At 54.2% G+C, this 15,603-nt stretch carries 13 protein-coding genes; 1 reads left to right on the top strand and 12 read right to left on the bottom strand.

Going from position 1 to position 15,603, the window contains the following annotated elements:
• Position 1: 1 nt before the first annotated feature.
• The 7 genes from rsmB to remA form a co-directional block, all read right to left on the bottom strand.
• Positions 2-1,384, bottom strand: coding sequence for a 16S rRNA (cytosine(967)-C(5))-methyltransferase RsmB (gene rsmB, locus Q0757_RS02165; protein ID WP_298784247.1), 1,383 nt, complete (start codon positions 1,382-1,384; stop codon positions 2-4).
• Entirely contained in the window at positions 1,377-2,315 is a 939-nt protein-coding gene (gene fmt / locus Q0757_RS02160; protein WP_298784245.1) for a methionyl-tRNA formyltransferase, read from the bottom strand. Before fmt ends, rsmB begins: the two co-directional genes overlap by 8 nt.
• A 72-nt stretch (positions 2,316-2,387) precedes the next feature.
• Positions 2,388-4,796, bottom strand: coding sequence for a primosomal protein N' (priA, locus tag Q0757_RS02155; RefSeq protein ID WP_298784243.1), 2,409 nt, complete (start codon positions 4,794-4,796; stop codon positions 2,388-2,390).
• A 2-nt stretch (positions 4,797-4,798) separates the two neighbouring features.
• The gene (gene coaBC, locus Q0757_RS02150) at positions 4,799-5,995 is read right to left on the bottom strand and encodes a bifunctional phosphopantothenoylcysteine decarboxylase/phosphopantothenate--cysteine ligase CoaBC (protein ID WP_298784241.1); all 1,197 of its coding nucleotides are present in this window, start codon (positions 5,993-5,995) and stop codon (positions 4,799-4,801) included.
• Between the two features lie 98 nt (positions 5,996-6,093).
• Positions 6,094-6,348 carry a DNA-directed RNA polymerase subunit omega gene (gene rpoZ, locus Q0757_RS02145; RefSeq protein ID WP_319631344.1) on the bottom strand — a complete coding sequence of 85 codons (255 nt, stop codon included), beginning with the start codon at positions 6,346-6,348 and terminating at the stop codon, positions 6,094-6,096.
• Positions 6,348-6,962 (bottom strand): guanylate kinase, encoded by a 615-nt coding sequence (gene gmk / locus Q0757_RS02140; RefSeq protein ID WP_298784239.1) that lies wholly within the window; start codon positions 6,960-6,962, stop codon positions 6,348-6,350. Before gmk ends, rpoZ begins: the two co-directional genes overlap by 1 nt.
• 26 nt (positions 6,963-6,988) lie before the next feature.
• Positions 6,989-7,252, bottom strand: coding sequence for an extracellular matrix/biofilm regulator RemA (gene remA / locus Q0757_RS02135; protein ID WP_022792719.1), 264 nt, complete (start codon positions 7,250-7,252; stop codon positions 6,989-6,991).
• 314 nt (positions 7,253-7,566) lie between these two features.
• On the opposite strand from remA, the gene Q0757_RS02130 reads away from it, so the two are divergent.
• Complete coding sequence (locus Q0757_RS02130) at positions 7,567-9,303, top strand: NFACT family protein (RefSeq protein ID WP_298784237.1); 1,737 nt, start codon at positions 7,567-7,569, stop codon at positions 9,301-9,303.
• Positions 9,304-9,360: 57 nt separating this feature from the next.
• On the opposite strand, the gene pyrE is transcribed toward Q0757_RS02130, so the two are convergent.
• From pyrE to carB, 5 genes are read right to left on the bottom strand one after another with little or no spacing between them, the layout of a single operon-like run.
• The gene (gene pyrE / locus Q0757_RS02125; RefSeq protein ID WP_298784235.1) at positions 9,361-9,987 is read right to left on the bottom strand and encodes an orotate phosphoribosyltransferase; all 627 of its coding nucleotides are present in this window, start codon (positions 9,985-9,987) and stop codon (positions 9,361-9,363) included.
• Entirely contained in the window at positions 9,977-10,699 is a 723-nt protein-coding gene (gene pyrF, locus Q0757_RS02120; protein ID WP_298784233.1) for an orotidine-5'-phosphate decarboxylase, read from the bottom strand. Before pyrF ends, pyrE begins: the two co-directional genes overlap by 11 nt.
• Positions 10,696-11,607 (bottom strand): dihydroorotate dehydrogenase, encoded by a 912-nt coding sequence (locus Q0757_RS02115; protein ID WP_298784231.1) that lies wholly within the window; start codon positions 11,605-11,607, stop codon positions 10,696-10,698. The genes pyrF and Q0757_RS02115 overlap by 4 nt, the downstream gene beginning before the upstream one ends.
• Positions 11,604-12,386 (bottom strand): dihydroorotate dehydrogenase electron transfer subunit, encoded by a 783-nt coding sequence (locus Q0757_RS02110; protein WP_298784229.1) that lies wholly within the window; start codon positions 12,384-12,386, stop codon positions 11,604-11,606. Before Q0757_RS02110 ends, Q0757_RS02115 begins: the two co-directional genes overlap by 4 nt.
• A complete protein-coding gene (gene carB, locus Q0757_RS02105) occupies positions 12,383-15,598 on the bottom strand; it encodes a carbamoyl-phosphate synthase large subunit (RefSeq protein ID WP_298784227.1) in 3,216 nt (1,071 codons plus the stop codon). Before carB ends, Q0757_RS02110 begins: the two co-directional genes overlap by 4 nt.
• Positions 15,599-15,603: the final 5 nt, after the last annotated feature.

Raw genomic sequence — 15,603 nt, 5'->3', positions numbered from 1 at the left:
CTTATGCTCCTTCCGTTTCTTCCTGATTATTTTTTACCGCCGCAGCAATGAAAAATCCGTCTGTGCCGTATTCATGGGGAAGAATCGTGCACCATCCGTATTCGCTGGAAAAATGCTCTATTTCTGAAATGTTTAGTTTGTCGGTCAGTTCATGGTCTGGCGTAAGTTCTGGATGCCGGTGCAAAAACGCTTCCCACACCTGTTCGTTCTCTTCTGGACGAATGGTACATGTGCTGTACACAATCCTTCCATTAAATCGTAACATACTTACAGCTTCATTCAATATTTCCTGCTGTATCTCCGGCAGGCGTTCAAAATCCTCTACTTTTTTGGCCCATTTCTGCTCGGGCTTTTTCCGGATAACGCCAAGTCCGCTGCACGGAGCATCGACGAGCACCCGGTCAAATGTACGCGCCGGAAAAGTCGTTGTCAATTGACGTGCATCCCCGGCGGCAGTTGCGATATTTTCAAGCTGCAGCCTTGCCGCCTGCTCTTCAATCTGGTTTAGCTTTTTTGCACTCAGGTCATGGGCGGTCACGCTTCCGCCCGGTCCGGTACGCTCAGCCAGGTCCGTTGATTTTCCGCCCGGGGCGGCACAGGCGTCGAGAATATCCATGCTTTCTTCAACCTTCAGTGCTTCGCCGGCCTTCATGGAGCTTTCGTCCTGCACCGTTATATAGCCGTTCTGATACGCTTCGGTGACGAGAACATTTCCTTTTTCTACAATTAATGCTTTCTCCGCAATAGCCCCGCGGGTTGTCTGAATGCCTTCCTGCTCAAGCATTTCCTGCACGTCTTCGAGTTCAGCCTCCGGGGAGACCCGCACGCTCGTTTTTGGCGTGACATTGTTTGCTTCGGCAATACGGAGAGCTGTTTGTTCTCCGTAGGCGTTCTGCCATTCCTTCAGCATCCATGCCGGATGGCTGTAATCGACGGCCAACCGTTCCTCTGCATTTTTGATTGCAGAGGTATCGGGAAATCCTTTGCGCTGCAGGGAGCGGAGCACCCCGTTCACAAAACCGCTCACCCCTTTGTTTCCCCGCTGCTTAGCGATTTTCACTGCCTCATCCACAACGGCGTGGTCCGGCACCCGGTCAAGATAGCGCATCTGATACACACTCATGCGCAAAAGCACGCGTACCCAGGCGTCAAGCTTCGTTAGCGGTTTGTTCACAAAAACCCCGAGCATGTAGTCGAGGGTGTTCTGGCGGCGCAGGGTGCCGTAAACAATTTCGGTCAGCAGACCGGCGTCCTCCCTCGACCATGCTTTCCCGGCGAGCTCGTGATGGAGCAGCAGGTGGCTGAAGGCCTGGCCGGTCTCCACCCGCTCGAGCAGGGCAGCAGCTGTATAGCGGAGGGAATAGGAAGGCTCCGTTTTATTCATTAAAACTCTCTCCTTTGGACCAGCCGTGGCTGCCACGCAAAAATTCGGCCGTTTTCATCCGTTTTTTTCCGGCCGGCTGAATCTCCCACAGCCGGACCGCCGTGCCGTCACCGGCTGCCACATCAATGTAGTCATCCGTGATATCGGTAATGGTTCCCCCGTAAGCATTGACGGACGCGTCAATCCATTCAGCCCGCCACAGCTTGATCGACTTTCCCTCTTTCTCTGTATAGGCCACCGGCCACGGGTTCATTCCGCGGATCTGGTTATAAATCGAGCGGCCGCTCTGCTTCCAGTCGATTCTTTCCTGACCGCGCTGGATATTTGACGCAAACGTTACTTCATCTTCATGCTGCGGAGTCCGTTCCGCCGTCCCGTCAATAACCGCGGGCAGCGTGTCGATCAAAAGATCTGCTCCGACGGCGCTCAGCTTGTCATGCACATCCCCGACCGTATCCTCCCATTCAATCGTCACTTCCTGCTGACGGATGATGTCGCCGGCATCAAGCTTCGACACCATATCCATAATCGTGACGCCTGTTTTTTCCCGGCCGTCGATGACCGCCTGGTGAATCGGGGCGCCTCCGCGGTATTCAGGAAGCAGGGAAGCGTGCACATTCACCGCTGCAATGGACGGAGCTTCAAGAAGCTTCTTCGGCAGAATCTGGCCGAAGGCCGCTGTAATAATTAAATCCGGCTTTTCTGCCAGCACTTCGTTTAATGAGGCTTCGTTTTTCAGCTTCTCCGGCTGCAGTACAGGAAGCTTCCACGCTTCTGCTTCTGCTTTGACCGGCGGCGGGGTCAGCTCTTTTTTTCTTCCTTTCGGGCGGTCCGGCTGAGTGACCACCGCAGTTACCGGATAGCCCTCTTCAAGCAGACGCCGCAGGATTGGGACCGAAAAGTCCGGCGTTCCCATAAATAAAATGTTCATATTTATCCCTCTTTTCACAATACACAGCCCCGTGCGTCGGTCACTATCGAAGCAGCGGGGCTGGCGTTTACCTTATAGAAACAACTGCGGATACATATCAATCGTAATAAACAGCTTATCCTGAGCTGTCTCTTTTTGATAATGTACAGCAATATCATTCAGGATTTTCGTTAATTCAGGCTCATCCCTGTATTTTATCATGCATTGGTACCGATATCTATCCTTGATCCTTGCGATCGGAGAAACGGTCGGCCCGAGAATTTTTGCCTGCGGCGACAATTCCTCCCGCAGCCGGCTCGTCACTTTTTCCGCCGTCTTTAACGCTACCCCGATCTCTTCGTGAGAGACGTTGACCATCGTTAAATAGTAGTACGGCGGATAGCCGCCCCGCTTGCGCTGGCCCATTTCATGCCGGCTGAACGACGGGTAGTCGTGATTTTTAGCAAACTGGATGCTGTAATGATCAGGGCTGTAGGATTGAATCACGACTTCACCCTGCAGCTTGTCCCGGCCGGCCCGGCCGCTCACCTGGGTAAGCAGCTGAAAGGTCCGCTCCGGCGCCCGGAAATCAGGCAGATGCAGCATAGTGTCTGCGGCAAGCACACCGACCAGTGTGATCATTGGGAAATCCAGTCCTTTGGCAATCATCTGGGTACCAAGCAGAATGTCCGCCTCTCCGTTTCCGAACCGGCGAAGCATTTGCTCGTGGGATCCTTTTTTCGTCGTCGTATCCATATCCATACGGATAATCCGCGCCTCCGGCAGCACCTTCGTCAGCTCTTCCTCCACCTTCTGGGTGCCTGTACCGAAATAGCGGATCTGTTCGCTTTCACAGGACGGACAAGTCGAAGGCATCGCTTCTTCATAGCCGCAGTAGTGACACTTCAGCTGGTGCTTTGTCTGATGGTACGTGAGCGTAATTTCACAGTGCGGGCATTCGGCAGTATAGCCGCATGAACGGCACATCACAAACGAAGAGTAGCCGCGCCGGTTTAAAAACAGAATGCTCTGCTCTCCTTTTTCCAGACGGTCCTTCAGCTTTTCAAGCAGCGTTTCGGAAAATACCGACCGGTTGCCCTTATGAAGCTCATCTCGCATATCCACCACATCGATGGCAGGCAGCTGTTTCTGATTGATTCTCTCCGGCATTTCAAGCAGCTGATAAACCTCCCTGCCGGCACGGGCGTAAGACTCCAGCGACGGCGTTGCACTCCCCAATACGACCGGAGCTCCGTGATACCTGCCTCTCCAGATCGCTACCTCGCGGGCATGGTACCGGGGGTGGTCCTCCTGCTTGTAGCTGCCTTCATGCTCTTCATCAATGATAATCAGGCCGACATTTTTGAAGGGGGCAAAAATCGCCGACCGCGCTCCGACCGCTACTTTCGCGTCTCCGGCATGCACCCTGCGCCATTCGTCATAACGCTCGCCCCTTGAAAGAGCGCTGTGCATCACCGCCACCTGGTCACCAAACCGCCCTTTAAAGCGTTCAACCATTTGGGGGGTGAGCGAAATTTCCGGCACGAGCACAATCGCTTCCCGCCCCTGCTGCAGCACACGGTCTATGGCCTGCAGGTACACTTCTGTCTTTCCGCTTCCGGTGACCCCGTGCAGCAAAAACGTATGGTGCTGCTGCCGGGACGCTTTTTCCGTAATCGGGGCAAGCGCCCGCTGCTGATCGTGTGTCAGCTCCTGCGGAGGGGTAGCCTCAAATGAGCGGTCTTCGAACGGGTCCCGGTATGATTCCTGGTCCCGTTCCATTAGGATATTTTTTTCCACAAGGCCCTGAATGACGGCCCGGCTCGCCGTCTGCTCATGCAGCAGCTGGGCCGCAGGCACGACCGCCTCTTCGTCCCCAATCGAAAGAAACCAGTCATACAGCTCCAGCTGTTTTTTCGCTTTTGCCGTAAGCGAAGCCGCATGCGCCCGGTGCTCCGGATGAAGCCGCAGCATCCGCCTGGTCTGCTTTTTCGTCTGGTCCTTCACCTGGTAGTCGATCCGGATCTGTTCATGCCGGACAGCTTCCTGCACGTGCTGCATCACAGCTTTTTCGTCCGGGAGGTCCTTCCAGTCGACTGTTGTCTGCTTCTGAAACACCGCCTGCAGCACAGGCGGCAGAGTTTCCACAGATACGAGCAGCTCAATTTTCTTTTTTGGCTTTGCCCGGATAGCCGCCGGGATCATCGACTGGTAGGCGGTGATTAAAAAGCATACCGTTTCCACGGCGAGGTATTCCCCTAGCTCAAGCAGCTCCTGGGTGAGCACCGGATGGGGATCAAGCACATCCGTGATCGGCTTCACCCGGGCAAGCTCTGTTTTTTCTTCGATCCGCCAGATAAACCCCTGAATTTTCCGGGCGCCAAATGGCACCGTCACTCTCGACCCGGGGCGCGCTAGCATTTCGAGAGATGCCGGGATCTCATAATCAAATGCCCGGTTCGTCTGGCCGGTCGCTATATCAACAATAACTTTGGCGTACATAGTTACGCGTCTCCTATTCGTTTCTGCAGCCAGGCCATAATTTCTGCCGCCGCCTCATGCTTCGACTGGGCAGGAAAAGAAACGGCTCCGTTTTCATCCACGAAGGTGATTGTATTTTCATCGGCACGGAAGCCGGAGGCCGCTTTGCCGATTTCATTGGCTACAATTAAATCGGCGTTTTTACGCTGCCGCTTGCTTTCTGCGTATTCCACGAGGTGTTCCGATTCTGCAGCGAAGCCAATCAAAAGCTGATGCTTCTTTTTTTCTCCGAGCTCCTGGAGAATATCCGGTGTTTTCACCATCGGTATCTCAAGGCTGTCGCCCTTTTTCTTCTGTTTTTTTTCATACACGGTCTCCGGCCGGTAATCGGACACAGCAGCTGCTTTAATAACCACATCCGACGTATCGTAATGGGTCAGCACGGCTTCGCGCATATCCTCCACGCTTTCCACATCGATTCTTGTCTGGACTCCGCCGGGGGTGGAGAGCGTCACCGGCCCCGCCACCAGCGTCACCTCTGCTCCCCGCCGGGCTGCTTCCTCTGCAATCGCAAACCCCATTTTTCCGCTCGACGGGTTGGTAACGACCCGGAACGGATCAATATGCTCATGCGTCGGACCGGCTGTGACAAGCACCCGTTTGCCTGCAAGCGGAGTGCCCACATCCTCGGCATCCTGCACAAACTGCATAATATCCTCGGGCTCTGCCATCCGGCCTTTGCCGATCCAGCCGCAGGCAAGATAGCCCTCCCCGGGTTCAATGAACCGGTAGCCGTCCTGCTTTAATGTTTCCTTGTTGCGCTGAAAGCTAGGATGATTATACATGTTGACGTTCATCGCCGGTGCGACATAGACGTTGGCAAGCGTCGCCATCATTGTAGTCGTGAGCATATCGTCTGCCAGCCCGTTCGCAAGCTTTCCAAGCGTGTTGGCTGACGCAGGAGCTACAATAAATACATCCGCCCAGTCTGCCACATCAATATGGGAAACAACCGAAGGGTCGGCTTCTGCAAACGTATCGTCATACACTCTTGAGCGGGTCAGCGCCTGAAATGTAAGCGGAGTGATAAACTCTTTCGCTTCCGGAGTCATAATAATACGCAGCTCTGCCCCTGCCTGGTACAGCCTGCTTGCAAGAGCCGCGGCTTTAAAGGCAGCTATTCCTCCTGTAACACCAAGTACAATTTTTTTTCCCTTCACAGCTTTGTCCTCCTTTTACAGGCACTTCCAGGCTAAAAAAAGCAACCTACGTAATGCCATAGGTTGCTTCTTCATATCTGGTGCCCGTTCATTTTCCGTTATTCTTCGTAGTCATGTTCTTTGTAGTCACCCTGGCGGTAGCTGAGCACGCCGGCCTGGATTTCTTCGAGAGCAATGCCTACTGCCTTCACGGATTTTGCGTTATCGATCATCGGAAGTGCTCCGTCGATTTCTTCGAGATCTCTCGCGCGCCGTGCCGATACGGATACCAGCGTATATTTGGAATTGATATGACCGAGCAGCTGGTCAATGGACGGATACAGCATTCCTTCGTCGTTTCTGTTTGAAGCCATTATTCCACCTCCGCTAATTCTTTATATTTTTCAATCAGGCGTTCCTGCTTACAGTGTTCTGCAGTGACAATAGAGCGGATGCGCGAGACCGCTTTTTCAATCTCATCGTTCTCCACTACATAATCATACATCTGCATCATGTCAATTTCATTTTTGGCCACCGTCATCCGTTTGTCAATCAACTCGGATGTTTCCGTGCCGCGTCCGACAATCCTGCTGCGGAGCTCGGCGAGGCTCGGAGGCATTAAGAAAATAAATGTTCCTTCCGGATAACGCTCCTTCACCTTTTCTGCGCCCTGCACTTCAATCTCGAGAATAATATCTTTGCCGCGGTCGATGGTTTCCTCGACGTAATCAAGCGGGGTCCCATAGTAGTTGTCTACATACTGCGCCCACTCAAGCAGCCGTCCTTCCTCAATCATTTTTTCAAACTCTTCCTTCGAATGAAAGAAATAATTTACACCGTGCTCCTCTCCCGGACGGGGAGCACGTGTGGTGGCGGAGACGGAATACTCGATGTTGGTATCCTCTTCACGCAGCGCTTTGCACACTGTACCCTTCCCTACACCGGCCGGGCCGGAAAGAACAATCAATAACCCTTTATCATCTTTCATAGGTTGACACGCCTCATTTCACAATCTTATTCGTCCGATGAATCATCGTCTTTTGTATGCAGCCGCTGGGCGACTGTTTCCGGCTGAACTGCAGAAAGAACCACATGGTCGCTGTCTGCAATGATAACCGCTCTCGTCCTTCTGCCGTAGGTGGCATCGATCAGCATGTTCCGGTCCCTTGCTTCCTGAATAATCCGTTTGATTGGTGCTGATTCCGGGCTGACAATAGAAATAATCCGATTTGCCGACACAATATTTCCAAATCCAATGTTGATTAGCTTAATGCTCAAAACTACCCCTCCTGGTCGGACCATCCCTCTAGCTGCTGCCTGAAAAAATGGTTCATGTATGTTTCTTCTGCGATTTTTGACGAGTTGTTCTCCTGCTTCAGTATAGCATGATTATTTCAAGCGTCACAAACGATGCTTCGCGGCGAGGCCCGAACATTATGTACCTCTATATTGTAAACAATATCTTTCGGGCCCACAACCAAAGTTTATTCAGCAAACAAGACGGCGTGCTTTACATTATGCTATAATCCACCGTACAGAACGCAAGCAGCAGAAGGTTTTCTCCTGCTTGCACGAGTAAAGGATGATCGAACGTGAGCTTTGACGGAATCATGACCCAGGCCGTTGTCCAGGAGGTCCAGCAGACGCTCCAAAGCGGCCGGATTACAAAAATACACCAGCCCTACAAAACCGACCTCGTCATTACAGTGCGGGCAAACCGCAAAAACCACCAGCTGCTGCTGTCGGTGAACCCTTCCCTGTCGAGAATGCATCTGACAGACGAAAAATACCAGAATCCTCCGGAGCCTTCCATGTTCTGCATGCTGCTGCGCAAGCACCTCGAAGGCGGATTCGTACGGGAGGTATCGCAGCAGGGACTCGAGCGGATCGTTTCGCTGCGCATTGAAAACAAGGATGAAATCGGCGATCTTACGGAACGGACCCTGGTGATGGAAATCATGGGCAAGCACAGTAACGTCGTGCTCCTTAATGAGGACCGCACGCACATCCTGGACAGCATGAAGCATATTTCTCCCGCCCAGAATACGGTCCGTACGATTCTTCCCGGCCAGACGTATATTGAACCACCCTCCCAGCATAAAGCGAATCCCCTCGAGGCCGAAGCCGGCGATGTGCTGAGAGCACTGGACGCCAATCAGGGCAAGCTCGACCGCCAGCTGATGCAGGCATTTGAAGGAATTTCTCCCCAGAGTGCCAAAGAGACCGCGCACCGGGCCGGTCTTGGTTCGCTGCAAAAGCTCGCCGATACGTTTACCGCGCTCATGAGCGACGTAAAAATTGGAAATTTCCAGCCGCAGATTGTGACCACCGAGGCGAGCAAGGAATATTACAGTGCCATTGACCTCACTCATGTAGATGGTACGAAAGAAACCTTTGACTCGGTGAGCGCTATGCTCGACCGCTATCATAACGGCAAAGCCGAACGTGACCGCGTCCACCAGCAGGCTCATGACCTCGAGCGGTTTCTCCAGAACGAACGTGAAAAAAATGAGCGCAAGCTAAAAAAACTGCGCCAGACGATTACGCAGGCTGAAAACCGCCTCGTCTACCAGAAATACGGAGAGCTGTTAACCGCGCACATGCACCAGCTCCGCGGTGGTGAAAATGAAATAGAAGTAACGGATTATTACGATCCCGAAGGCGGCACGCTTACCATTGAGCTTGAGCCTGAACTGTCGCCATCAGATAATGCCCAGCGTTATTTTAAACGGTATAATAAAGCCAAAACCTCGCTCTCCGAGGCCAAAAAACAGATTAAGCTGACCCGGCGCGAAATCGATTACCTCGACCGGCTGATTCAGCAGGTCGAAACGGCGGCTCCATCTGACATTGACGACATTCGTGAAGAATTGTCGGACGGCGGTTACCTGAAAAAACGTGTGCAAAAGAAAAAGCAGAGGAAAAATACGAAACCGCAGGTGGAACAGTACGTTTCCTCCGCCGGCATCCTTCTGCTCGTAGGTAAAAACAATCGGCAGAACGAATACGTCACCAACCGGGTGGCAAATGTTGGGGACACCTGGCTGCACACTAAAGATATCCCCGGCTCCCACGTAGTGATCCGCTCCACAGACGTGGACGAGGAAACGCTAAAGGAGGCGGCTGTCCTTGCCGCCTATTTCTCCAAAGCGCGCTCCTCGTCCTCTGTGCCGGTCGACTACACTCTGATCCGTCACGTACGAAAACCAAACGGCGCCAAGCCCGGGTTTGTGACCTATGATCAGCAGTCCACCCTGTTTGTCACGCCGGAGGAAAGCCTCGTTCTCGAAATGAAAAACCGGGCCAAGGCCCAGACTGCTGCAAAATAAAAAAAAGCTCCTCCCGGACAGCTGAGCTGTCCGGGAGGAGCTTTTTTTCATTCGTATTTACGCCCAGGACGCCGGGGCCTGCTTCCATTCCTGCAGACGCTCGATGTCTTTTTCCTGCACGTAGCCTTCCTCAGCAGCAATCTGAATCAGTGCAGAGTAGTTGGTCAGTGTTTTTGCCGGCAGCTGTGCTTCTTTAAGCTGCCTTGCGGCTTCCTCGAGCTCATATGTGAAAATCGCAGCGGCTCCGAGCACCTCGGCTCCGGCTTCGAGAATCGCCTGCTGGACCGTAATCATGCTTTTTCCGGTCGAGATTAAATCTTCAACAATTACGACTTTATCCTCCGGCGTGACCCGCCCTTCTATCTGATTGCCTTTACCGTGGGATTTGGAGGATCCGCGTACATAGCACATCGGCAGCCCGAGCCTGTCTGCTGCAAGCGCCGCATGAGCGATACCGGCCGTCGCGGTGCCGGCAACAATCGTAGCCTCAGGGTAATTGACCCGGATCAGCTCCGCCAGGCCTTCTGCCACCCGGGTCCGTACATCCGGATATGAAAGCGTCAGCCGGTTATCGCAGTATATCGGGGAGCGGATACCGGAAGACCAGGTAAACGGTTCATCCGGGCGCAGGGTCACTGCTTCAATGGTCAGCAGATCTCTGCTGAGAAGTTCTTCATTCTGCATTGGGCATTCTCCATTCCTTTTCCATTTGTTCGTAGGCCGCCGCCGGATCTGCAGCTTTTGTAATGCTGCGGCCGACGACGATCGCATCACTGCCGAGATCTGCCGCGGCACCCGGGGTCACTACCCGGGCCTGGTCCCCCGCCTCTTCGCCAGTGCCGCGAATTCCCGGTGTCACGGTCATAAAAGAGGTGCTTCGGGCATTTTTAATGATAGGTACTTCCCCGGCCGCACAGACAACGCCGTCCTGCCCCGACCGTTCGGCAAGATCCGCGTAAGCCGTCACTGCTTCATTCATCGAAAGTGGGATGCCAAGCTCCTCGTTCAGCATCGTTACCGAGGTACTTGTCAGCTGAGTGACCGCTATACAGGCAGGCCTCTTTTGACCGGACAGCGTGCCCTGCTCCAAGCCTTCTACAGCCCCCGCCATCATCCGGACCCCACCCGCGGCATGAACAGTGATAAGATCCACATGCAGCCGGGCAAGCTGGGCTGCAGCCCGCTGAACCGTATTAGGGATATCATGCAGCTTCAAATCAAGAAACACCCGGTGGCCCTTCGCTTTCCATTCCTCTACAAGCGCCGGGCCTTCTTTATAAAATAATTCCATGCCGACTTTTAAAAACAGCGGCCTCTGCCCGAATGAAGCGAGCAGAGCATCCGCCTCTGATTTGTCCGGCACGTCCATTGCGATAATCAGCGGACGGTCATTCATGCCTTCACCCCGCCCTGCTTCCAGCCGGCCCAATCTGCGGCCGACTCAGTGCCGGCCCAGTCTGTCAGCTCCTGAATAATTTCCGGGCAGGCAAACGGGTTGCTGATGTTTGCTGTTCCGACAGCCACTGCATCGGCTCCGGCCATCATAAACTCCAGCACGTCCTCCATGCCCATAATTCCGCCCATACCGATAATAGGCAGATCCGTCACCTGCCGCACCTGATACACCATCCGGATGGCCACCGGCTTAATGGCGGGCCCCGAAAGGCCGCCGATTTCATTAGCGAGCAGCGGCTTGCGCGTCCGCGGATCGATTTTCATGCCCGATAATGTATTAATCAGCGAGAGCCCGTCCGCGCCTGCGTGCTCCACCGCTCTGGCAATCTCGGTAATATCCGTCACGTTGGGAGAGAGCTTAACATACACCGGAACCTCAGAGACACGCTTCACCCTTTTCGTCAGCTCTGCCGCAAGCTTCGGATCGGTCCCAAACGTAATGCCGCCCTCTTTAACATTCGGGCAGGAAATATTGAGCTCCAGCGCCGCAGCCATTCCGGATTCCGACAGCCCGGCGGCCACCGCTTCATAATCTTCCATTTTCGTCCCAGCGACATTTGCAAGGACCGGGGTATCTAACTGCTGAAGCCACGGAAGCTCCTGTTCAGTGACTCCCTTAAGCCCCGGATTCTGCAGACCGATGGCATTCAGCATGCCTGCTTCTGTTTCTGCCACCCGCGGTGTTTCATTCCCGAATCGCGCTTCTTCGGTGGTGGCTTTAATCGCAATAGCTCCAAGGTCATTAAGGTCATACAGCTGGGCAAACTCTTTTCCAAAGCCAAAGCATCCGCTTGCCGGCATAACCGGGTTTTTCATCTCAAGTCCGGGCAGGCTCACATGCAGTTTCATGACAGCACCACCTCTCCCCACGGAAAGACCGGTCCGTCGCTGCACACCTTCCGGTAGTCCGTTCCGTCTGGATCATCTGTCGTGTGACATACACAGGCAAAGCAGGCACCGATGCCGCAGCCCATGCGCTCCTCAAGGGAAAGCTTTCCCTTCGCCGTCGCATAGGAGCCGTCAAGCGCCCGGAGCATCGGCAGCGGCCCGCAGGCAAAAATAGCGTCGTAGGAAAGCCCGCGTTGGTCAATCACGTCTGTGACAAATCCGGTATCTCCGACGCTCCCGTCGATGGTGCTCACAAAACAGTCCCCGAGCGAGCTGAATCTTTCCTGAAAGAAAGCACTGGAGGCATCGGCAAACCCGAGCACGGTCTGTACACGGACACCCTGGCCCTCCAGCTGCTTAGCGAGACCGAGCAGCGGCGGGACGCCGACGCCGCCCCCGACAATCAGCGCCTTTTCTCCTTCGCTCACGTCACTCGTATCAAATCCGTTGCCGAGCGGCCCGAGCACATCCACTTCGTCGCCTGTACGCCAGGCTGCCATCCGGCTTGTGCCTTCGCCCTCGGCCCGGAACACAAGCGCCATTCGCCGCTGTTCCGGCCAGTATTCACTAATACTGACCGGACGGCGGAGGAGCGGGGCGACGTGCGGGGATGTTTTCACATGCACGAACTGTCCTGGCGCCTGAATGCGCTCCGGCATATCGCCTTCGAGCACGACTTCAAAAATCGATGCTGCGATTTCGTCAATAGAAACGACGCTCATCCATTCTTTTTGAATCACGCCATCACCTCATTTGTACGGTCTTCTTTCATCGCCGGCATGGCTTCGGTGGAAAAGGTAATCATCTCAAGCACCTTCAGCAGGGCTCCAGCCGTGTCGAGCGAGGTGAGACATACTACTTCATTTTCCACCGCTTCCCGACGAATCCGAAAGCCGTCCGCCGCCGCTTTTTTCTGTTTTTCCATGGTGTTGATCACAAACTGGGCTTTGCCTTCCCGGATAAAGTCCAGAATGTTTGGCGACTCTTCCTCCACTTTTGCGACCGACGAAGCCGGTATGCCTTCCTTGTTCAGCCACGCCGCGGTTCCCTGGGTCGCTGTAATCGTATAGCCGATTGCATGAAACCTTCTGGCAAGCGCAAGCGCCTCCTTTTTCCATTCGTCGGCGATAGTAAACAGCACGGTGCCGTGATTTGGAATTTTCATCCCGGAAGCGATCAATCCTTTATACAAGGCTTTCTCGAGCGTCTGATCCCTGCCCATCACTTCTCCGGTCGATTTCATTTCCGGGCCGAGGGATATTTCCACCTGGCGGAGCTTGGCGAAGGAAAAGACCGGTACCTTGACCGAAACGCCTTCTGCCTCCGGCAGCAGTCCGCTTTCGTACCCGAGCGAAGCCAGGGGTTCGCCAACCATCACCCGGGTGGCAAGCTTGGCGATCGGGCACCCGGTAATTTTACTTAAAAACGGCAGGGTGCGGCTCGCTCGCGGATTCACTTCAAGCACATACACTTCGTCTTCGTGTATAACGAACTGAATGTTGAGCAGTCCTTTAATATTCAGCCCTTTTCCGATAGCGACCGTCCGCTCTGCAAGCGTTTGTTTCGTCTGCTCCGAAAGCGTCTGCGATGGATAGACCGCAATCGAATCGCCTGAATGCACGCCGGCGCGTTCGATATGCTCCATGATTCCCGGTATTAGCACCGTCTCCCCGTCTGAAATTGCGTCAACCTCCACTTCCTTTCCGACCATATAACGGTCGATCAGTACCGGGTGCTTGCGGTTAACGCGTACAGCCCGTTCCATGTAGTTAAGCAGTTCTTTTTCATTTCCGACAATTTCCATTGCCCGTCCGCCCAGAACGTACGACGGGCGTACCAGAACTGGGTAGCCGATATCAGCAGCCACCACTCGTGCCTCTTCTGTGCTGACGGCTGTACGGCCGAGCGGCTGAGGGATTTTGAGCGACTGCAGCGCTGCTTCAAATTTATCCCGGTCCTCCGCCCGGTCCATGTCTTCGAGTGTAGTGCCGAGAATCTTGACGCCGTGGTCGGCGAGACCGTCCGCAAGGTTAATCGCCGTCTGTCCGCCGAACTGAACGATAACGCCCTCCGGCTGTTCCACATCGACCACGTGCATCACGTCCTCTACGGTCAGCGGCTCAAAGTACAGCTTGTCGGAGACGCTGAAGTCTGTCGACACGGTTTCCGGATTGTTGTTGATAATAATCGCTTCGTATCCCGCTTCCTGGAGCGCCCAGACGGTATGCACCGTCGCGTAGTCAAATTCCACGCCCTGTCCGATACGGATCGGGCCGGAGCCGAGAACGATAACCGACGGACGCCCGGTTTTGCTGCTTTCGTTTTCTTCCTCATAGGAGGAGTAGTAATACGGCGTTTCGGATTCGAATTCCGCCGCACACGTGTCGACCATTTTATACACGGGCGTAATACCCAGATCGAGGCGCTGGCTGCGCACCTTTTTCTCTGTTGTATTCCAGTAGGCTGCGAGCGTTTCGTCGGCGATTCCCGTCGTCTTGGCCACCCGGAGAATCTCTTCGTCATTTGGATACGCACGTGCCATCTCGGCCACTTTGACAATGCCGGCAAATTTTTCGAGGAAAAACAAATCAATTTTTGTCCAGCTGTGCAGCTGTTCAAGCGAGTAGCCCCGCTTCAGCGCCTCCCCGATATAAAACAGCCGCTCATCATCCGCACGAATAAGCTTGTCTATGAGCTTGTCTTCAGAATCCTCGGCGTAGTCCGGATGCGTCAGAAAAGCCCGTCCGAGTTCAAGCGACCGGATACCTTTTAAAATGGACTCTTCAAATGAGCGTCCGATGGCCATCACTTCTCCTGTTGCCTTCATCTGCGTACCAAGCCGGCGGTTCGCTGCTTCAAATTTGTCAAACGGCCAGCGGGGAATTTTCGTTACTACATAATCAAGGGCCGGCTCAAAGCTTGCGTACGTCGTCCCTGTAATCGGATTCTTTAACTCATCGAGCTTATAGCCCGCCGCAATCTTTGCTGCCAGCTTGGCAATCGGGTAGCCGGTCGCTTTGGACGCAAGTGCCGACGAACGGCTCACCCGCGGATTCACCTCGATGATGTAATATTCAAAGCTGTCCGGAGAGAGGGCAAACTGCACGTTGCATCCGCCTTCGATTTCAAGCGCGCGGATGATTTTCAAAGACGAATCCCGGAGCATGTGGTACTCCCGGTCGGCAAGCGTCTGGCTCGGGGCGGTGACGATTGAGTCGCCGGTATGAATACCGACCGCGTCGATGTTTTCCATGTTACAGACAACAATGGCCTGCCCGGAGCTGTCGCGCATCACCTCGTATTCAAGCTCTTTAAAGCCTGCGATGCTTTTTTCAAGCAGACACTGGGTCACCGGGCTGTACTTGAGCCCGGAGCCGACAATTTCCACGAGCTCGTCGTGATTGTCCACCAGGCCGCCGCCGGTGCCGCCAAGTGTATAGGCCGGCCGCACGATAACCGGATAGCCGATTTCCTCCACAAAGGCCTCTGCTTCCTGCAGGTTGTGTACGATGGTGCTTTCCGGAACCGGCTCATTCAGCTCGTACATCAGGTTCCGGAAGGACTCCCGGTCCTCTGCCTGTTCGATTGCAGACAGCTCGGTGCCAAGAAGGGAAATATCATACCGCTCGAGCAGTCCGTGGCGGTGCAGCTCCATCGCCATATTCAGCCCGGTTTGGCCGCCGAGAGTAGGAAGGATGGCATCGGGACGTTCTTTTCGTATCACCCGGTCAACAAACTCAAGCGTCAGCGGCTCCATGTACACCTGGTCGGCAATGTTGGTGTCTGTCATGATGGTTGCCGGGTTGGAATTAATTAAAATGACCTCGTATCCTTCTTCCTTTAACGCCTGGCACGCCTGGGTGCCTGCATAGTCAAACTCCGCGGCCTGGCCGATCACGATAGGGCCAGAGCCAATCACTAATATTTTTTGGATATCTGTACGTTTTGGCATGGTGA

The organism is uncultured Marinococcus sp. (assembly GCF_947493875.1).
Classification (GTDB): domain Bacteria; phylum Bacillota; class Bacilli; order Bacillales; family Marinococcaceae; genus Marinococcus.
This window is presented reverse-complemented; position numbering and strand designations above follow the sequence as displayed.